The organism is Pedobacter sp. B4-66, from assembly GCF_018492665.1.
Classification (GTDB): domain Bacteria; phylum Bacteroidota; class Bacteroidia; order Sphingobacteriales; family Sphingobacteriaceae; genus Pedobacter.
In genome coordinates this window covers 14,532-34,575 of the sequence record NZ_JAFVME010000018.1, presented here as the reverse complement: position 1 = coordinate 34,575, position 20,044 = coordinate 14,532, and the positions used below count along the sequence as shown (strand labels likewise).

Below are 20,044 nucleotides of genomic sequence, written 5' to 3'. Positions count from 1 at the left end.
TACACGAGTAAATCTTATTACGGCATAAACGATTAACAAAACTCCAAGAAGGATTCTATAAGTACGTTCTATTGTTATCGGCATATCCTTCCAGACAATTAAAGTCACTCCTAAAACCAAGTAAAAGGCAAACATAACTAGCCCTAAAATAAACAGAAATCGCTGTTGAGGCGATTTCTGCATAAATGTTTTTAAATTAAACATTGATCTTATTGTGATAAGGTAAAACTAATAGGAATGTTATATTTCACACGAACTTTTTTACCGTTTTGAACTCCTGGGATCCATCTTGGACTTGCTTTTAGTACTCTAACAGCTTCCTCATCAGTACCACCACCAAGTTTTCTATCAACTTTAATATCGGTTAAGCTACCATCCTTTTCAACAACAAATGATAAAAACACTTTACCTTGAATGTTGTTTTCCTGAGCCATAGGAGGATATCTTACTGCTTTTTTCAAATAAGCATAAAATTTCTCCATACCACCAGGGAAAGTTGGCTGAGTCTCAAGACTAACAAAGTCATAAACTTTGGTATCCTCTACAACCGCAGCTTGTTTAGGACCATCACCGGCAGCAGTTGCGATAACAATATCAGCATCTGGATCACCTGCAATAGTTTTCTGACCTGGATCAGCCTTTTTCAAGTCTTCAATCTCAACTGGTTCTTCATCACGAACCAATTCATCTGGTTTTACAACTGGAGGAGGGAATTTAACCTGATCCTGTTTTGGCGGCGGTGGCTCAACCGGTGGCGGTGGAGGTGTTTCCGGGTTTACAGGAGGTGGAGGTTGTACCACTACTTCCGTTTGTTTAACCACTTCTTCTTCTGGAGCCTTTCCTTTGAATAACTCCATGATCTTAGGGGATAAGAACAACAACACGAATGCTGTTGAAGCTATCAGCAGTGATTTTGTTGTATTAGAAGAACTCTTCTGACGAAGCTCATAAGCTCCGTAGGCTTTGTTCTTATTGGCAAATACAACATCAAGCCAATCCCTTTTTAATAAATCTATTTTAGAACCAAACATAGCCTAATATTTTTATGTTTATAATTATTTATAATATTCCAGCTTTTTTCATCGCATCTTTCTCACTATCAAGAATGTTCACATCATCAATAGCGGGAGCAGTTTTAATCTTCGCGATATTTAACTCGTCCATTATATCAACAAAATTTTTATAGGTAGCGCCCTCTGTTGGTTTAACCACTATTACTATTTGTCGGCCGGTACCTTTAAGTACCTCTTCTTTATTCTTTAATATTGATTTTCTGATTTCAGTAAAACCTTCAATATTCGGTGCAGACTTTCCAGCTTCTCCCATATACCATGCAACCTTATTGTTTTTACCCAATAGTATTGTCATAGTCTGAGATGCACGAAGCTCATTTTTTACGTCATTATCCTCTTTATCCGGTTTTGCAATATCCATTGCTATCGGCTTTGACAACGAGGTGGTTAACATAAAGAAAGTGATCAACAAGAATGCAAGATCCACCATCGCCGTTAAATCTACCTTGGTGTTTGCTTTCTTACTTCTTACTTTGCCTTTTTTCCCGCCCCCGCTGGAGGTATCTAATTCTGCCATAGTATGATTTTATTTAGCATCGCCCTCGGCCGATGTAATTAAACTAAATTTGTTAATTTTTTGATCCTGAAGGATATCAATAATTTTCTTAACTACAGGATATTCTTCTTCTGCATCACCTTTAATACTCACCCTCATTGCAGTCTGGTGTAATTCAGCAACCGCTTTACGAGATTGCAATAACCATTCTTTCAATTCATTGTTAGTAGAATCAGCAGGAATGCCCATGTTAGCCTTAGCAAACTTTTCCCTTTCATCTCCGTTCATCATGATAAACTTTTTCAAGCTACCTACAGGAACACCAAATGATCCAAGAACACCAAAACGTTCTCTTTCTTCAGGAGTAAACTGAATCTTATACTGCTCTCCTATTTTATCAAGTGTTGCCATTTTCACGTCCTTTCCTACAATCTCGTAGAAAACCTTACCCTGACCGATAGATAAAATTCCCATATCCAAATCAGGAACTTTAATCTTATAGGTAGAACTTGGAATTTTAACTTCCAATGGATCCGGCTGGCGTGCTGTTGCTGTTAATATAAAGAAAGTAAGTAGCAGGAAAGACACGTCGCACATAGCGGTCATATCTATCGAAGTACTCTTTCTTTGAACCTTTGCTCTTGCCATAATATTTATAAATAAACTTACTTTTTACTAATGATGTTAATTCTTCCGGTTTTCCATAAAGCCGGTAAAAAAAAATTCATTATTTTTTATTTATGTGTACTGGCGTAAGTTTGAATGATACTGAAACCTGCTTCATCAATTGCATAAGTTAATTTGTCAATTTTAGAAGTAAGGATGTTGTACATGATAATAGCGAAAGTAGAAGTACCGATACCAGTAGCTGTGTTAATTAGGGCTTCAGAAATACCAGTTGCTAATGCAGCCTGATCCGGAGCACCAGAGTTAGCCAAACCACCGAAGGCCTTGATCATACCTGTTACTGTACCTAATAGACCTGTTAATGTACCTACTGATACCAAAGTAGCGATTACAGTTAAGTTTTGCTCTAACATTGGCATTTCCAAAGTAGTAGCTTCTTCAATATCTTTTTGGATAGCTAAACATTTTTGATCTGTATCCATGTTTGCTTCAGTTTCCATCTCACGATATTTTTTCAATCCTGATTTGATTACGTTGGCAACAGAACCTTGTTGTTTATCACACTCAGTTAGGGCTGCTTCGATGTTGTTTGAGTTTAAAAATCCTTGGATTTTTTTCACGAATGAATCCAAGCTAGATTTTCCAGTTGCTTTACCAATTACAATAAGACGCTCGATAGAGAATACAATTACCATAAGGAACATACCTAATAGAATTGGAACGATAACCCCACCTTTGTAAGCCATACCCATGTAGTTACCTACTTTTGGAAGCGTCTCATGAAGATCTGGATCAGCGCCATCGATGAAATTCCCTCTATCTCCAAAAATAAATTTGTAAACACATATTCCGATAATGATACAAATTGGAATAGTAAGAGTTGCGAATAAATTTGAAGCTGTAGAAGAGCTTTCTTTTTTTACTGTTGTTGGTTTTGGTGCGTTTGCCATTTTTTTTTAGTTTTTTAGTTTTTAGTACTTTGTTTTTTAAAATTAGATTAAATATTCCGTAATACACACAACGAACATTACAAACAATTGTTGCCGTAACAAATTTAGAACTTTGATTTAAATTCCAAATTAAATAATTGTTAGCTTGCTAATTCGTTTTGCCCGTCAATTTTACCCGTTTGCACTTCTGTTTTACCTAACGTATTACTGTATAATTAAAAAAGATTGTCTCGTTGCGGAGACAATCTTTCGCAATTAAAACTAAAAAAAAACTGAAATGCAAATTTTTAGGTAAAAAAAAAGCTTTAAACTATGTTTTCGGTTATTTTAGGGAGTGAACTCATCATTTCTTCACTTGCGAAGGCCTCAAATTGTTTAAAATTATTTATAAACTCCAGAGAGAGTTCATTTGCTTTATGATCGTATTTTTTCTTATCAGCCCAGGTATTTCTTGGATTTAAAATTTCTGATGGAACATTCGGACAGCTCATAGGAATCTGTAGTCCAAAAACAGCATCTGTTGCAAATTCAACATTTTCCAGATCCCCATTTAAAGCAGCAGTGATCATCGCTCTGGTATATGTCAATTTCATACGTTTACCTTCTCCGTAAGCTCCCCCACTCCAACCAGTATTAATTAACCATACGTTAATGTTGCTCTTTTTCATTTTTTCTCCAAGCAATTCTGCATATCGAGTAGGATGAAGCGGTAAAAAAGCTTTACCAAAACAAGCGGAGAAAGTTACCTGAGGTTCTGTAACACCTGCCTCTGTGCCTGCAACCTTTGCAGTATATCCTGAAATAAAATGAAACATTGCCTGTCCGGTATTCAATTTTGAAACTGGGGGCAAAACACCAAAAGCATCAGCTGTTAAAAAGAAAATATTTTTAGGTTCTGGAGCTATTGATGGAACTATAGCATTATCTATATACTCTATTGGATAGGCTACTCTGGTATTTTCTGTTTTATCAATATTAGAAAAATCAACCGTTCTTGTTCCTTCAGCGTAATTGATATTCTCCAGCAATGCGCCAAATTTTATAGCTTTAAAGATCTGAGGCTCCTTCTCAACTGTTAAATCAACACATTTTGCATAACAACCACCTTCAAAATTAAAAACGGATTCATTTCCCCATCCATGCTCATCATCGCCTATCAATCTGCGCTCAGGATCTGCTGACAGTGTAGTTTTTCCTGTTCCCGAAAGGCCAAAAAATATTGCTGAATCATCATTTTTCCCAACATTTGCCGAACAGTGCATTGATAATGTTCGCTTTTGTTCCGGAAGAATGAAATTCAATACAGAGAAAATCCCCTTTTTAATTTCGCCTGTATATCCCGATCCACCAATAAGTATTATTTTTCTTGAAAAATTGAGGATAGAAAAATTTGGTTGCCTGGTTCCGTCTAAATCCGGGTCTGCCAAAAAGGATGGACTTGCAATAATCGTCCACTCTGGTTTTTCAACAAAGTCGGCTTCATCAGGTCTTAAGAATAGATTGTTCGAAAATAGATTTTGATAAGCAGTTTCGGTTACCACCCTAATCGTAGTTTTATAGGATTCATCAGCACAAGCGTATGAATCCCTTACATAATACTTGTTTTTACTAAGGTGTGCCGTTACTTTTTTATATAAGGCATCGAATTTCTCGGGTTCAAATTTGAAATTTATATCCCCCCACCACACTGAATCACGTGTTATTTCATCGCAAACTATAAATCTATCTTTTGGAGAACGACCAGTAAATTTCCCCGTATCTACTGCCAGTGCGCCGGTATCTGTAAGGGTCCCCTCCCCATTTTTGAGGGACTCTTCAACCAATTGTGCTACATTAAGCTGATATAACGCCAAATCCGAATCGAGATTCAGATAGCTCAAATCAGGCCTAAGCATAAAAGCTTTGCTCATAAGAATAATAAGTTAGTCAGGCAAAGTTATGCAGATAAAAAGGTAAAAAGCACCTTTTTTTAAGAAAAATTTAACTTATTGTCGCATATACACTTACACCAAACACCTTATTAATCAGACAATTAAACATAAAATTATCCCCCTGATTTTTTTACTTTATAGCCTTCTTTCTGCAAAAGGATAAGCACTTTATCCCTAAAATCTCCCTGAATTATGATCTCACCATCTTTTGAGGCCCCTCCTACCCCACATTTTGTCTTTAACATTTTGGCCAACTTGTCCAATTCATCAATACTACCTACAAATCCAGTGATTAAAGTAACAGCTTTCCCTCCTCTGTTTTTCCGATCCATCATTACTCTTAAGTCTTGCTGATTATTTGGCACCACCAACTCTTGAGAATCGGCACTTTCTTCTTCATAAACAAAAGATGGATCAGTGGAATACATAATTCCTCCAAGATCACTCAATGTTTTCTTTTTAGATTTCATAGTTCGGAATAATAATATTTAATGATAACGGCACAATAGATACGCTTATTTCTTTACCCATAAAGAATGGTTCGCCGTCAATATGTATTGCATCATCCTGGCTTCGGGTAATCTTAATGTTTTTGCCCTTGATAATCTCAACTATCTTTGAACGATCTGTTCTCGCACTTAACATTTCATATGCCAATACCGGCAATTTGTACATTGGAAACTCTTTAACTATACAAACATCAAGCAATCCATCAACCACTGAGGCTTTAGGTGCTATATGTGCATTGTTTCCATATTGAGACGAATTAGCAATACTAATTACAAATGCCTTACGCACATAATCTGTTCCATCTACATTAATACGGTACGTTTGAGGTTTATAGTTCAAGACTTCCGTTAGCCCTAGTTTTAAGTATCCGGTTAACCCTCTGGATTTATTCCCAGCGAATACGGAGCTGATATGTGCATCAAAGCCCATCCCTGCCATATTAAAAAAGCACTTATCATTAAACTTTGCTGTATCGATAATTTCAACATTACAATCATTGATCACCTTAATTGCAGCGACCGTATTCATTGGTATTTTTAGAAATCTGGCCAAGCCATTTCCAGAACCAAAAGGAATAATTCCTAATATTTTATCCTGCTGTATTACTTTCGTGGCAATTTCATTAATTGTGCCATCGCCACCTACGGCAACAATGATGTCAAAATTCTTATTTGCAGCTTCCTCGGCTATTTCAGAGGCATGACCAACATATTCTGTAAAGCTAAAATTTGGATTAAATTTAGAGCGATCGAGATGGGCATCTATCAATGCTGGTATCTTTAGCTTATCCTTCCCCCCCGATATGGGATTAATAATAAATAAAATGTTTGATTTCGACAAAACCTTTTGATTAATGATAGTACAAAATAATTGATATTTTTTGACTATTTAAATATATATAGTAATTTTGCAGCATCAAAGTGGACTGATTTGCGATGCTATCTAAAAATAGCGGGATTGCAACCACGTAAAAAAAAGTGCTAACCTTATCATACACTTCATTTTACAGCCTGTTATGCAGGATCTGATTCCATTTTTATAATTGTTTAAATTAAAAATTTTAATTATTTAAAATGTCGTATTTATTTACATCCGAATCAGTTTCTGAAGGCCATCCGGATAAAGTAGCAGATCAAATCTCAGACGCGCTCATTGATAACTTTTTAGCTTTCGATCCGGAATCTAAGGTTGCTTGTGAAACATTAGTTACCACAGGTCAGGTTATTTTAGCCGGTGAGGTAAAATCACAGACTTACCTTGATGTGCAACAAATTGCGCGTGATGTAATCAGAAAAATTGGTTATACAAAAAGTGAGTACATGTTTGAAGCCAACTCATGCGGCATTCTTTCTGCAATCCACGAACAGTCTCAGGACATTAATCAAGGTGTCGACAGAAGCTCCAAAGAAGAGCAAGGTGCAGGTGATCAAGGAATGATGTTTGGTTACGCCACTAATGAAACTGAAAACTATATGCCTTTGGCATTAGATTTATCTCATACTCTTTTACAAGAGTTAGCGCTTTTAAGACGTGAGAACAATGAGATTACTTATTTACGCCCTGATGCTAAATCACAGGTAACATTAGAATATGCTGACAATAATAAGCCCGTTCGAATTGATGCCATTGTGATTTCTACCCAGCATGATGATTTTGACGAGGAAACAGTAATGTTAGCTAAAATCAAAAAAGATTTAGTTGATATTCTTATCCCAAGGATTATAGCAAAATACCCTCAATATGCTCATCTATTTAATGATAAAATTGAATACCACATCAATCCTACCGGTAAATTTGTAATCGGTGGTCCACATGGTGATACTGGCTTAACTGGTCGCAAAATCATTGTAGATACTTATGGCGGTAAAGGAGCACATGGTGGTGGTGCATTCTCTGGAAAAGATCCAAGTAAAGTTGATAGAAGTGCTGCCTATGCAACACGTCATATTGCAAAAAATCTTGTTGCAGCAGGTGTAGCTGAAGAAATTTTAGTTCAGGTTAGTTATGCTATTGGCGTTGCAAAGCCAATGGGAATTTACATTAACACTTATGGAACAAGTAAAGTAGATAAAACAGACGGCGAAATCGCTAAGATTGTTGAAGATTTGTTTGACATGCGCCCTTACTTTATTGAACAACGCTTAAAATTAAGAAATCCAATTTATAGTGAAACTGCTGCTTATGGCCATATGGGTCGTACGCCAGAAACTGTTACCAAAACATTCAAAAGTCCAGGTGGTGAAGAAAAAACTGTTACAGTTGAATTATTCACTTGGGAGAAATTAGACTTTGTAGATAAGGTAAAAGCTGCTTTTTCTTTATAATCACTCAAAACATTAACAAAAAGAGGGTTGTCCGGCTAAACTGGACAGCCCTCTTTTACTATTAAATAGCACCTAACTTTTCCATATATCCTCGATCCAGACTTTGCAGGCTCTTATCATCAATCAGATAAGACTTTATATCTATAATACTCATTTCATCTAACACATCTACAAAATTCTTGTAGGTTGATTTTTCTGTCGGCTTAATAATGACTACCATAAACTTGCCAGGATCATTTCCATGCAGTCTGGCTATTTCCTTTTTATTTTGAGCTAAAACCCTATTTATCACCCTAAAATCCGCTCGCTGTGGAGTGGCCTTCTCCATCTCACCGTTATACCAAACAATACTATTGTTCTTACCCAAAAGAACAGTTATTGTTCTTGATGCAGGATAAGGCTGATCAGGGATATCGACAACTGGCTTGGCCACATCCATCGCTTGTGATTTAGACAATGATGTAGTGAGCATAAAAAAAGTTATTAAAAGAAATGCTAAATCTACCATCGCAGTAAGATCTACCGAAGGAACTGCTTTTCGTGTTCTGTTTTTTCCTTTCAGGGCCTGGCCATTTTGAGGAATGCTTAAGGTTGCCATAGTTCTATGTTTTAGTCATGATGTCAACACGATTCAATTTTCATAACTAAAACAGAAATATTATTTGAGAAGCATTTTTCTGATTTTGAGTAAAATTTATGATACATCAAAATAAAGTCGTTATCTTGAAAAAGAATTAAACCAAACCAACTAACCAAATGTCTTCTTTAACCTCCAAATCGTATCTAAGCATAGCACTTTTCGGCCTATTCTCGTTATCAGCCTGCGTAAATAATGAGAATAAATCAGGCGCGGAGTCCAATACAAATAAGCTATTTACTTTGCTCCCCTCAGATCAAACCCATATCGACTTTAATAACTCAATCATCGAAAACTCCAGAGCAAATATCATTTCTTATCAATATTTCTATAATGGTGGCGGAGTAGCTATTGGTGATTTGAATAACGATGGGTTGGATGATATTTATTTCTCAGGAAATATGACAAAAGCCAAATTGTATCTCAATAAAGGAAATATGCAATTTGAAGACATCACGGATAAGGCTGGAATAACCGAGATTGAAACTTCATGGAAAACAGGGGTTACTATGGCAGATGTTAATGGTGATGGCCTTTTAGATATTTACCAATGTTACTCTGGGGCATTACCTGCAAAGAACAGGGCAAACACACTTTTGATAAATCAAGGAAATGATGCTCAGGGGGTTCCAATATTCAAGGATCAAGCTGCAGAATATGGGTTGGCAGATACCGCATATAGTACCCAAGCTGTCTTTTTTGACTATGATAAAGATAACGACCTTGATATGTTTCTCATAAATCATAATCCGAAGGTGTTCACTACGCTCGATGAAATTTCCGCACCTATAATTCTAAAAGAACCTGCACCAACAATTAAAGTCAAATTATACAAAAACAATAAGGGGAAATTTGAAGATGTATCAGATAAAGCTGGCCTATACAATTCCTCTTTTACCTATGGTTTAGGCGCAGGCGTAAGTGACATAAATAATGATGGTTATCCTGATATATACATCTCGAATGATTATTCAGCCCCAGATTATTTATACATAAATAATGGTGATGGCACTTTTACCAATCAAATTCAATCCCAAATTGGCCACACATCATTATATTCTATGGGTAATGATATTGCTGACATCAATAACGATGGACTTGTTGATATTCTTACTTTAGATATGCTACCTGAAGATAATAAAAGGCAAAAACTACTCTTCTCTCCTGACAATTATGAATATTACGATCTACGTTTACGCTTAGGCTTCCATTATCAGGATATGCGTAACATGCTTCAAATAAACAATGGCAACGGCACCTTCAGCGAAACCGGCCAATTATCAGGCATATCCAATACCGACTGGAGCTGGGCTCCATTATTCGCAGATTATAACAATGACGGATGGAAAGATCTATTTGTATCCAATGGCTATATGCGAGATTACACCAATATGGATTTCTTAAAATTTAAAGGAGATTTTTTACGAAGCACCGACCCTGCCCAGATAAAAGAAAATCTTTTAGATTTGATTCATGCAATGCCGGCTTCCAATGTCAATAATTATATCTATCAGAACAATGGAAACCTTACATTCAGCAATAAAGTCGATGACTGGGGGCTAACTACTCCTTCAAATAGTAATGGAGCAGCATATGCTGATCTTGATAATGATGGAGATTTGGATCTGGTGGTAAACAACATTAATATACCGGCATTCATTTATGAAAACAAATCAGATAAAAAAGCAGGAAATCAATTTCTAAAAATAAAGCTACAGGGGGCAGAACAGAATACCTCAGGCATTGGCGCCAAAGTATGGATCTATAATAAAAACAAGCAACAATACCTGGAGCAAATGCCATCTCGTGGGTACCAATCAAGCGTTTCGCCTATTTTACATTTCGGGTTAGGAGAAGCAAGCACAATAGACTCACTTAGGGTGGTGTGGAGTAGCGGAAAACAACAAGTAATTTCAGGTGTAAAAGCTAATCAGCAAATATCATTAATAGAAACAAACGCGAAGGAAACGTATAAAAAACCACAACTACCTGTGGCCATGTTTAAAGAGGTTAAATCACCAATAGCCTTTCAACAACAAAAGAAATCAATCAATGATTTTAAAAGACAGCCATTATTAATCAACCCTCTGTCTTTTTCCGGTCCATGTATGTCTAAATCGGATGTTAATGGTGATGGCTTGGAAGATATATTCATTGGAGGAAGTCAGGGACAAGCCGGCACACTTTATATTCAAAATAAAAACGGAGAATTCACAAAAAAAGCACAGGCAGCTTTTGCTTCTGATATAAAAAGTGAAGATGTAGATGCTATATTTTTTGATGCGAACAAAGATGGCTTTATGGATCTTTATGTATGCAGTGGTGGCTATGACAATTACATTCCTGATGATCCATCTCTTCAAGACCGACTTTATTTAAATGACGGTAAAGGTAATTTCAGAAAAGCCGCTAATGCACTTCCTAAAATGCTAAGTAGCAAAAGTTGTGTTAAGGTTACAGACTTTAATAACGACGGACATCCCGATCTATTTGTAGGGGGTAGGGTAATCCCTGGTCGTTATCCTGAAACGCCGGAGAGTTATTTATTAATTAACGACGGAAAAGGAAATTTTAATGATCAGATTAAAACTATAGCCCCACAATTACAAAAGGCAGGAATGGTTACAGATGCTGCATGGCTAGATTTAAACGGAGATAAAAAAGAAGATCTAATTCTTGTAGGAGAGTGGATGCCAATTACAGCAATGATTAGCGAAAATGGCAAATTAGTTAACAAAACTGCTCAATATTTCGATAAATCGCTGTCAGGATGGTGGAACAAGTTACTGATTGAGGACTTAAATAATGATGGATTCCCTGATTTGGTAGTAGGAAACATGGGATTAAACACCCAATGCAAGGCAACTGAAAAAGAGCCTGCAGAAATGTACTACAAAGACTTTGATGATAATGGATCAGTCGACCCCATTTTATGCTTTTACATTCAAGGAAAAAGCTATCCATACGTAACCAGAGATGAGATGTTAGATCAGATGAGCATAATGCGTACAAGATTCCCTGACTACAAAAGCTATGCAGACGCATCGATGAAAGAGATCTTTACCAAGGAAGAATTAAGTGGCGTCTCAATTCTAAAGGCCAACTCTTTAAAAACTACTGCTTTCATAAATAATGGAAAAGGAAAGTTTAATGAACTTAACCTGCCAATCGAAACCCAACTTTCTCCTGTTTTCACCATTACTTCTGTGGATTACAATAAAGATGGAAAAAAAGATTTACTGCTATGTGGCAATATTAGTCAGGCTCGTCTTCGATTTGGAAAGTATGACGCAAATTATGGAGTACTACTTCAGGGCGATGGAAAAGGAGGGTTCAACTATATCCCTCAACAGCAATCCGGTTTTAATTTAAAAGGTGATGTTAGAAGTGTAATTAGCATTAACAACAAACTTCTATTCGGTATTAATCAGCAAAGCTTAAAAGCTTATCAAATTAAATAAAGTAAAAAAGAAGAGGCCATTCAAAAACATGGCCTCTTCTCATAAAATATAATACAAAGCTTATTGCCTTGCGTAAGCTTCAAAATTCCCAAGACAAGGGTATGGAGAACCAACCAACAATGTAATTTTCACATACCTGATTGGCGTTGCCGGAGATACTTTAAAATTTTGCTCCGTAGTAATGCGAGGATTAAATGTTTTTTGCCCTTGAGCAATGTCGGTAAATCCAATACCATCAACACTACCTTCAATCTTAAATTCAGAAAAACCCTGGTTCCCATCAGTATGGGCATTTAGCCCAATTTTGGTGATCCTTATATCCTTCTTCAAATCGATGATTAGCCAGTGTGGGTAGGGGAACATAGGATCCAAATTGTAATCTGACTGCCAAAAAGATGGAACCTCTGGTGAGGTGATGCTCTTTGCAGTTACGTTATCAACTATATTTTCAGCCCCGTTAAGTTCTTCATCCTCATTATTAATTTCGCTTGATGCAGTAGCTGTCCAGCCTATTTTGTTTAGTTTAACTTCGGGCTTTAATACAGGTAGAATTCCCATTAACCTTGTTTCAATAGCTTTTCCACCTGTATTGGTTACTACTATTGTAAAATTTGTAAGGCCAAAAATAGGCACAGATATAGCGCCTTCCGCATCTGCATTATTTTCAACAAGTACCTCCTTATTTATTCCGTCTGTCGTGTATTTGAACTTAATGGTAACGGCCTTTTTAGAGGCATTCTGCCATACAAATTTAGCGGCTTCAAGCTCCGGAGAAATTTCAATAGTGTTTGCAACTGTTTTATAATTTATATCTTCAACTACCACCGGTTTTTCCGGTTCAGTAGTAATATCTGGCTTTGATGAACTTTTCTTGCATGACGAGATTGTTATAGCAACAAACATCATGAATAAATAGAAACCTTTTCTTTTCATTGTTTTCAATTTTGTGTTAATCTATTTATTATTTAATATACTCTATTTCAAAATTCGATATCCATGGAACTCCATCTAAACTCCAGGTACTTTTAACCGGAACTCTTAACCAATAAAATGTAAGAGCCGTTACATCCGGACCTGTAGCAACAATTGATAGTGTCCCATCTGTTATGTTCTGAGGAGTTCTGCTTACAGGAATATCGTTGCCAAGCCCTTGCCAAACACCACTTCCCCGCAGTATAAAATTATAACCTGTTGGCGCGAGGTTGTTAATAACCGATCCTCCCCCTTCATCTAAAGGCCAGTAACCGATTAAATTGGCATAATTCGGATGTTTTGCAATGTCCTTCAACGCGATGTTTGCTTTCACAACATCGGCGTCTAAACCAACATTAAAATATTGCAGATCTGCCGCATAAAAATCCAAATCAGTTCCACTATTATCCTGATTTCTATAGCCAATTTTAAATGGCTCTGTTGTCGTCAAATCCTTTACCCCAGAAATATCCTTGCTCACCATCAGGTTACCGTCTGTATAAGTCGCCGCAGTTCTGACACCTCCAACTGTTTTCACCGTAAGTGTTAAAGTGTGCCATTTTTGATCATTGATATTGACTGATCCGCTACTCAAACTTACTGTTGAACCATTATAATTTTTTCCCCCTATCTGTGTTTCCCAGTTTCCTCCATTAAAGATCATCGTCCATCCGGTAGTAGTATGACCTTTTACATCAGTGCTTTTTGAGAGAAACCCTGGCCAGTATACATTTTTATTGAACTTTGCCTGCAGTTGTACGGTGAAATCCTTGTTTGTACCCGCATTATAAAAATTATTATCTCCATTTATAACAGCGGTAACAGCTGTTCCTTTAAAGTTCATGGTATTAAAACCTTCTTTAGAAATGCCCTGGCTCTTTAAATTCGAATTGTAACAAATAATAAATCCCTGCTTAGAGTTTAACTCATCACCTCCTCGATTGGTGGTAACGATTACCAACCAGTCTTCTGATGCATAATTTTTACGGCTTTTTAATGCCGTCATCATTTCTCCAATATACCCATCTACTGTTTCTATAGCCGCCTTATAGGAAGGTACCTCAGGCGAAAAACCATCTTTACTTCCTGCAGCTTTAACAGATCTAAAATCAACCATAATTACCCTGGCATCATTATCTTTTAGCACATTCACTGCAGAATCCTTAACCAAGGCGTCATTTTGAGCCAAAATACTATGGTCAGCATGAATCAAATACTTATCCAAAGCTTCATCAGGTGTAATTGTCACAGTCTTAAATTCCGGTTTTACATCCAGCATTCGGGAAAAAATTGATGGATAATTTGTAACTGGGGCATGGTCATCGTTATCATTATTATTAACCGGGATATAGCTATTATTAACTATTTTGTGCTTGGAAGATGATACCCCTGTTAACATACTGGCTATTGATCCCGCATCAGACGAAACCGCATCTTTGAGTTCATTAAAACTGAATTTGCCATTTTTAATTAATGCCGCCATGTTTGTCGGATTGATCGCTTTAACATCTGCACCAACTGCACCATTTATGTTAATAATCAGCACTTTTCTTGCCGTCTTCCCATTCATATCATCTCCGTACTCTTCATATATCTGAGCAGGATTTTCGTATTTTTTACAGGCATTAAACACGGTCATCAGCATCACTGCCAAGAGACTGCAAAATATCCCGGTTTTATTTTTATAATTCATCATCATCTGATTTTTAATAATTAATTACTTAATAACATTCAATTCTGACAAGGCTGCCCACTGCTCGCCCGTCCAGCTGTCCTTCAGGATAACTTTATAGAATTGAGCATTTATCGTTGCAGGGAAATTATAGTTATATCTAGCAAATGCATTCGTTATTACTGTTGAGCCTACAAGCGTCCAGGTTTTCTCATCATTACTGGTGTATATTTCAACATTCTTAGGTCTTTGAGCACCTGAATTTCTAGTTATAAAATATAGCCCTTTAGCTGCCACGGCAGTACCAGTATTAAGGATAAGAGTATACGGAAAATTATCGTCACCTTCCGACCATCTAGAATGCCAGAATGTATTATCCAGGCCATCCAACATTGCAGTTGCATGACCATTTATTTCGCCCTCACCCTCCAATTCTTCAGAGCTTGCGGTAATGGTTGTCTTAAAAGCAATAGGATCAGTGCCTCCAGTTTTGGTCATTGGATTATAAGTCCATATCTTTTTTGTTAATCCAGGAAATTTAGCCGAGATTTTCGACCTTGATTGAGAAGAAATAGCGATACCCCATGCTTCGAAAAAGAGCTTTAAGTCGACCTTGGCATATTCAGAGAATCGTTCGTATACAAAATCATGCTTATCAATTTCAATAATCGAATAACGTTGTGCATGTCTTGCTGCGGTATATAAATAAGGCATTGCATCATATCCATATATGCCGAATATCTGAAGAAATGGAATCATCTTTTTAAATGCACCATCCTCTCTCATATCTACATCCGTATCGAATGAGTTTAGAGAGACATTTTTAGCAGCAAAATCTAAAGCGGGCTTTACCCACTCATCGCCATGCTGCATTGCAAAGTCCGCTCCATTTCTATGAGCTACTTTATAACTAAAAAGATTATTCGTTGTTTCGTCAAGGGTACTCCAACTCCAGATTGAATGTTGCTGACAGTTATGTCCGAATTCATGATAAGTACCCCAGTTTGCACCATGAAGTAACTGGTCTATACTTACTATGCTATTAAACCACTCATCATCCATTGTAGCAACAACGGCAGGAGCTCCAGGAACACCACTATGACCATAACCTACGGAGGGTTGAATATCCAATACCTCTCTCCAGGTACCTTGAGGACTTCTGTCTCTATTGTCTATCGCATTGTCTGAAAGTCCCATCCATTTATTATAATCTTCTTCAAATACAGTATTCCATGCATTCATCAAAGCTGTAGGGTTTGTCAAGGGTTTTGCAGAATCGAAATTTCTAATTAAGAAATCTCTCGGAATTAAAAATATTACGCGTTTACTACGTAATTCCAGCCATGGAACTGTAGATGCGCGGACTTCTTTTATCCACTCAGCATCATTACTTTTTCCTAATACAAAATCGGGTGATTTAACCGCTCCTGTTATTGTAAATTCCACAGGTCTTTCAATTCCAAATGCCGCATTAATATAAATTGTACCACCGTATGGATTGCGGATAAAGTTTGCTCCCGGATACAACTGTTTACGCGTATAAATCAAAGGATCTCTTTTCAAATTCATTTGACCTGTAAGATCGTCTGTATGACCACCTACCTGAACACTTAATCCATCAGCCCCTTGAGGGACAATAATTTTAATCAGTTCGCCGGCAGGGGCATAAAACCCCGTACTATACTGAGGAAGAGGTGCAACCGCAATACGTAACAAATAAGAATTTGCTGCAGAAAAATTCAGATCCAGTGTAAACTTGACATCCTTTAATCTCGGCTCCGCCGCTTCTACCATTCCCGGAAAAATTCTGGCCCTTGTATATAAAGATTTATCAATATAATTCATTGAGGTATCGAGAGTCTGTTCACTCTCCGGTGTTCCAGGCTTATTATAACCATCTTCAAATTCATAACCATATTTTTTACATGAGACTAAACTCAATAAAAACATAGCCATCAATATTTTAGTTGAAAAAAAAGTGCTTTTCATATCAAATTAAGGTTTAATATCAGAATAAATAGGGTTCCATGATTTGCCGTCCAGACTCCATGATTTTGGTACCGAAACACCTAACCATTGATAAATTTCAAATGGAATGTCAACTGAGTTAGGTACAATTTTGTAAAAATCAGATGAAATAATCGGGTCTAAATGCGGTGTATATTCATTAAACTGTTGCCATTGTGCAGTACCCTGCATTCTAAAATCATGTGCATAACCAGATTTATCTTTAATGAATTCATCTTTACCTTCATTTGCGGGCCAGTATCCTATCAGATTACTGAAATATGGGTGCGAAGAGTCTACATAGGTTTTACGCGATTGCACTTTGATAACATCATCAGGTATAGCAACATTATAGAACTGTATATCAGACATCAAGACATCAATTGACCCACCTGAACCAGTAATGTATCCCAATGTAAACGGCGCTGGAGAATCTATGTTACCACGAGATGTAATATCTATTGTTTTCTTTAAAACACCATCAGTATATACAGAAGCTTTACGTGTAGCCCCATCCTTATAAAATTTAGCGGTTAATGTATGCCATAAACCATCTCTAATTGCTCCACCATTTGCCTGTATATTGCCTCCACTTGTTGAGCTTAGGTTTAATTGCCAGTCATTACCCTCAAGAAAGAACAACCAACCAACAACATTACCGTTAAAAGTTGCTCTTTTGCCTAAAATAGGCGGATAATATTCTCCACCATTATTCACTTTTACTTTAACCTCAACAGTAAAATCATTTAAGCCCATATTAAATGCAGTAGCATTCGAAATAACTGCGCGACTAAGCTTTGAATCATTACCTACAAAATTAGGTGCTGTCCCGGTATAAGGAACTGCATCACTTGCCGGCTTAGGTATAAACAGTGTACTAAAGCGAGGGTTATAAAAAACAATAAAGCTATTTCTTGTTGCATCACCGTAAGCCGTATTATCTACAGTGTTCCCATCGGGTGCAATTTCTCCACCTTTATTAGATGCAATAACTACCAACCAGTTTTCATCAGAAAAAGTCTTTCTGCTTCTTAACGAAGTCATGATCTCTCCTATATAATTATCAACCTTAAGTATAGCATTTGCATACGCGGTTGTTTCCACCTCATAGTCATTTGCTTTAGCAGCAAGCTCTACACTATGAAATTGGGCCAACACAAAAGTGGCATCGTCTTTTTTTAATTCCTCATTAACTGCATTCTTAACTGCCTGATCATCATTCTCAAATTCCTGATGCAATACAGCATCACTTGCAAGATTTGCATTTAATGATCCTGACGATGCTATCGAGACAGTCCTTAATTGCGGATTGGACGCTTTAAGATGTGAGATAAGACTAGGATAAGCGGCAAGCTGATTACCCGAAAAATCATTTGAAGTAACTCCATGTTTATCTTTAGTTACCCCTGTTAACATATTGGACCATGCTCCCGCATTAGTAATTACGTTTTCATCAAAATCAGATAAAGCATCAAAAGCGTAAACCGAGTTATTGGTAATTTTAGCAATATTTGGTGGGTTTATAGCCTTTAAAGCTTTTCCTCTTACTCCATCTATAATAATATATAGCACTTTACGATTTTTTGCACTGATACCCAAAGTATCATTACCTGATGATTCCTTTAACCTGTTTGGAAAATCCTTATTACAGGCTGAGAATATCATAACAAATAGTGCTACAGTTAATGTGGCAACTAGTTTATGAGTATATGTATTTATTTTATTCATGTCTGGTTCTGTTTATAAGGTTTTCGGCTATGGTTTAATCTCAACACGTACAATATTTCCTACCTTTTTATTATCGAATTTGGTAAAGTCTCCTACCAATAGAACCGCAGGATAGCCCAACGATGAAGTTGTTTGTACCATTTTTATGATCCTACCCTGAAAAGCCCCGGTGTTATTGTATCCTTTTGAAAGTGCGCCATTTTGATCTAAAATCATAAAGCCTTGCCTAATGATACCACCATAACTGTTGAAATCTCCGGAAACCAATACTTTACCATTGTTCAATTGGGCAGCATAATTTGGAATTCCCCCGGCCAATTGCCCAAACTTAAACACATCATCAACACTTCCATTTGCATTCAACATTGCAACGCCATTACAACTTTTGCCATTAAATGTTCTAAAGTTCCCTGCAACTAATATCCTTCCTGTGGTAGCATTATAGTTAATAGAAGTTATTGGACCATCTGTTCCGGAGCCTGTTGCAAATGTATTATCTACAGTTCCATCGTTCTTTAAGCGGACAATGTTATTTGCCTGAGCGCCATGGACAGTAGAAAAAGCTCCAACAGCTACTATTTTTCCATCCTCTTGCATAAAAGCATCATTAATAGGGCCATTTGGACCAGCGTATCCACCTTTGATTGAAGGATCGAAGTTATAAGTCGAGTCTAATTCTCCATTCTCTTTTAGCCTGGCCAATTGGGGCATTTTTGTACCAAAAATAACTTTATTCTCACGGGTAGACCGCTCATAGAAATAGCTCAGGTAGTATATAAAGTTCCCTAAAATAATGGTCTTATTATCTTTCACAAAACTCTTTACTATGGAGAATGGAGGATTTCCTATTGCCCCTCCATTAAACGTAGGAACAGTATCCACACCAAAAGAAGGACGGTCAGGATCAGGATTAATTACTTCAACACTTGTTGAATCTAAAGATCCGTTTACATTCAATCGTGTAATCCCATTTATTCCTGCTATTCTATTATAACTAGAAAAACCGCCTGAGATCATATATTTCCCTGATGACAATTTATTAATAGATTGAATCGGACCATCCGCTCCTAACCTGGTGGTTAAGCTTGTTTGGAACTCTCCATCATTTGACATCGCTACGATACGGTTTACAGGGATAGCAGGTGCCTGACTTTCAAAATTGGTAAAAGTCCCAACCAAAATATATCCTGTTGAGGTAGCAATAATATCTGCTATTGCTCCATTCGTACCATTTACGGCTTTAAAGGATGGATCAACCGATACCTTACCCTGAATTGTAAATTTAGGCCCAAAAAAAGACTGCCCATCTAACAAAAGTGTTGTTCCTCCGGTACTTGCATCTTCAGGAACTTTAATTGTAACGGTAGAATCTGTAGACGATAAAACCTCTGCTTTTGTTTCATTTATCAAAAACTCAAATTTGTTCTCGTACTTTTCCAGTCCATTAATATTGAATGTTACTTCATCCCCCGGAGTACCTGCATTTGGAGTTGGCTCCGCCCCAGTAAATTTAACCCCTAATGCTTCCTTTCCACCCTTATAAGGATCTTCCTGAATGATCGCTTCTTTTGAGCAGGAAAAGCTGAGTATAATAGACAAGAGTAAAACTGATTTTATCAGGCTTATCCTTGTATTTTTTATGTTGATTGAAATCAT

15 protein-coding genes are annotated in these 20,044 nt (G+C 36.9%); 2 read left to right on the top strand and 13 right to left on the bottom strand.

Annotated features, from left to right (window positions below):
• Positions 1–209: 209 nt before the first annotated feature.
• From J1905_RS22560 to J1905_RS22530, 7 genes are all read right to left on the bottom strand, one after another.
• On the bottom strand, positions 210–1,031 hold the full coding sequence (locus J1905_RS22560; RefSeq protein ID WP_173090194.1) for an energy transducer TonB: 822 nt from the start codon (positions 1,029–1,031) through the stop codon (positions 210–212).
• A gap of 28 nt (positions 1,032–1,059) precedes the next feature.
• On the bottom strand, positions 1,060–1,590 hold the full coding sequence (locus tag J1905_RS22555) for an ExbD/TolR family protein (protein ID WP_173090193.1): 531 nt from the start codon (positions 1,588–1,590) through the stop codon (positions 1,060–1,062).
• A gap of 9 nt (positions 1,591–1,599) precedes the next feature.
• Entirely contained in the window at positions 1,600–2,217 is a 618-nt protein-coding gene (locus J1905_RS22550) for a biopolymer transporter ExbD (protein WP_214229465.1), read from the bottom strand.
• Between the two features lie 86 nt (positions 2,218–2,303).
• Complete coding sequence (locus J1905_RS22545; protein ID WP_173090191.1) at positions 2,304–3,146, bottom strand: MotA/TolQ/ExbB proton channel family protein; 843 nt, start codon at positions 3,144–3,146, stop codon at positions 2,304–2,306.
• A 305-nt stretch (positions 3,147–3,451) separates the two neighbouring features.
• Complete coding sequence (pckA, locus tag J1905_RS22540; protein ID WP_214229464.1) at positions 3,452–5,056, bottom strand: phosphoenolpyruvate carboxykinase (ATP); 1,605 nt, start codon at positions 5,054–5,056, stop codon at positions 3,452–3,454.
• 134 nt (positions 5,057–5,190) lie between these two features.
• A complete protein-coding gene (locus tag J1905_RS22535; RefSeq protein WP_214229463.1) occupies positions 5,191–5,547 on the bottom strand; it encodes a translation initiation factor in 357 nt (118 codons plus the stop codon).
• Positions 5,537–6,427, bottom strand: coding sequence for a diacylglycerol/lipid kinase family protein (locus tag J1905_RS22530; protein WP_214229462.1), 891 nt, complete (start codon positions 6,425–6,427; stop codon positions 5,537–5,539). The genes J1905_RS22535 and J1905_RS22530 overlap by 11 nt, the downstream gene beginning before the upstream one ends.
• Positions 6,428–6,660: 233 nt before the next feature.
• Between J1905_RS22530 and metK the strand changes: the two genes are divergently transcribed.
• Positions 6,661–7,911: a methionine adenosyltransferase gene (metK, locus tag J1905_RS22525; protein WP_214229461.1), complete on the top strand. Its 1,251-nt coding sequence runs from the start codon at positions 6,661–6,663 to the stop codon at positions 7,909–7,911.
• Between the two features lie 61 nt (positions 7,912–7,972).
• Here metK and J1905_RS22520 read toward each other — a convergent pair whose 3' ends face one another.
• Positions 7,973–8,509: an ExbD/TolR family protein gene (locus J1905_RS22520; protein WP_214229460.1), complete on the bottom strand. Its 537-nt coding sequence runs from the start codon at positions 8,507–8,509 to the stop codon at positions 7,973–7,975.
• Positions 8,510–8,667: 158 nt separating this feature from the next.
• Here J1905_RS22520 and J1905_RS22515 point away from each other — a divergent pair, with 158 nt between their 5' ends.
• On the top strand, positions 8,668–12,009 hold the full coding sequence (locus J1905_RS22515; protein ID WP_214229459.1) for a VCBS repeat-containing protein: 3,342 nt from the start codon (positions 8,668–8,670) through the stop codon (positions 12,007–12,009).
• Between the two features lie 60 nt (positions 12,010–12,069).
• On the opposite strand, the gene J1905_RS22510 is transcribed toward J1905_RS22515, so the two are convergent.
• Genes J1905_RS22510 through J1905_RS22490 form a run of 5 tightly spaced genes read right to left on the bottom strand, consistent with a single transcriptional unit; the run spans position 12,070 to position 20,044 of the window.
• Positions 12,070–12,942 carry a discoidin domain-containing protein gene (locus tag J1905_RS22510; RefSeq protein ID WP_214229458.1) on the bottom strand — a complete coding sequence of 291 codons (873 nt, stop codon included), beginning with the start codon at positions 12,940–12,942 and terminating at the stop codon, positions 12,070–12,072.
• A 28-nt stretch (positions 12,943–12,970) separates the two neighbouring features.
• Positions 12,971–14,680: an alkaline phosphatase family protein gene (locus J1905_RS22505; RefSeq protein ID WP_214229457.1), complete on the bottom strand. Its 1,710-nt coding sequence runs from the start codon at positions 14,678–14,680 to the stop codon at positions 12,971–12,973.
• Between the two features lie 18 nt (positions 14,681–14,698).
• On the bottom strand, positions 14,699–16,642 hold the full coding sequence (locus J1905_RS22500; protein WP_214229456.1) for a M60 family metallopeptidase: 1,944 nt from the start codon (positions 16,640–16,642) through the stop codon (positions 14,699–14,701).
• A gap of 6 nt (positions 16,643–16,648) precedes the next feature.
• Positions 16,649–18,388 (bottom strand): DUF4983 domain-containing protein, encoded by a 1,740-nt coding sequence (locus tag J1905_RS22495; RefSeq protein WP_214229455.1) that lies wholly within the window; start codon positions 18,386–18,388, stop codon positions 16,649–16,651.
• Positions 18,389–18,415: 27 nt separating this feature from the next.
• Positions 18,416–20,044 (bottom strand): DUF5008 domain-containing protein, encoded by a 1,629-nt coding sequence (locus J1905_RS22490; protein WP_214229454.1) that lies wholly within the window; start codon positions 20,042–20,044, stop codon positions 18,416–18,418.

Coding starts and splice junctions, on each gene's coding strand:
- metK (WP_214229461.1), top strand. CDS start 6,661: ATGTCGTATTTATTTACATCCGAATCAGTTTCTGAAGGCCATCCGGAT.
- J1905_RS22545 (WP_173090191.1), bottom strand. CDS start 3,146: ATGGCAAACGCACCAAAACCAACAACAGTAAAAAAAGAAAGCTCTTCT.
- J1905_RS22515 (WP_214229459.1), top strand. CDS start 8,668: ATGTCTTCTTTAACCTCCAAATCGTATCTAAGCATAGCACTTTTCGGC.
- J1905_RS22490 (WP_214229454.1), bottom strand. CDS start 20,044: ATGATTTCAATCAACATAAAAAATACAAGGATAAGCCTGATAAAATCA.
- pckA (WP_214229464.1), bottom strand. CDS start 5,056: ATGAGCAAAGCTTTTATGCTTAGGCCTGATTTGAGCTATCTGAATCTC.
- J1905_RS22550 (WP_214229465.1), bottom strand. CDS start 2,217: ATGGCAAGAGCAAAGGTTCAAAGAAAGAGTACTTCGATAGATATGACC.
- J1905_RS22555 (WP_173090193.1), bottom strand. CDS start 1,590: ATGGCAGAATTAGATACCTCCAGCGGGGGCGGGAAAAAAGGCAAAGTA.
- J1905_RS22560 (WP_173090194.1), bottom strand. CDS start 1,031: ATGTTTGGTTCTAAAATAGATTTATTAAAAAGGGATTGGCTTGATGTT.
- J1905_RS22500 (WP_214229456.1), bottom strand. CDS start 16,642: ATGAAAAGCACTTTTTTTTCAACTAAAATATTGATGGCTATGTTTTTA.
- J1905_RS22495 (WP_214229455.1), bottom strand. CDS start 18,388: ATGAATAAAATAAATACATATACTCATAAACTAGTTGCCACATTAACT.
- J1905_RS22520 (WP_214229460.1), bottom strand. CDS start 8,509: ATGGCAACCTTAAGCATTCCTCAAAATGGCCAGGCCCTGAAAGGAAAA.
- J1905_RS22535 (WP_214229463.1), bottom strand. CDS start 5,547: ATGAAATCTAAAAAGAAAACATTGAGTGATCTTGGAGGAATTATGTAT.
- J1905_RS22505 (WP_214229457.1), bottom strand. CDS start 14,680: ATGATGATGAATTATAAAAATAAAACCGGGATATTTTGCAGTCTCTTG.
- J1905_RS22510 (WP_214229458.1), bottom strand. CDS start 12,942: ATGAAAAGAAAAGGTTTCTATTTATTCATGATGTTTGTTGCTATAACA.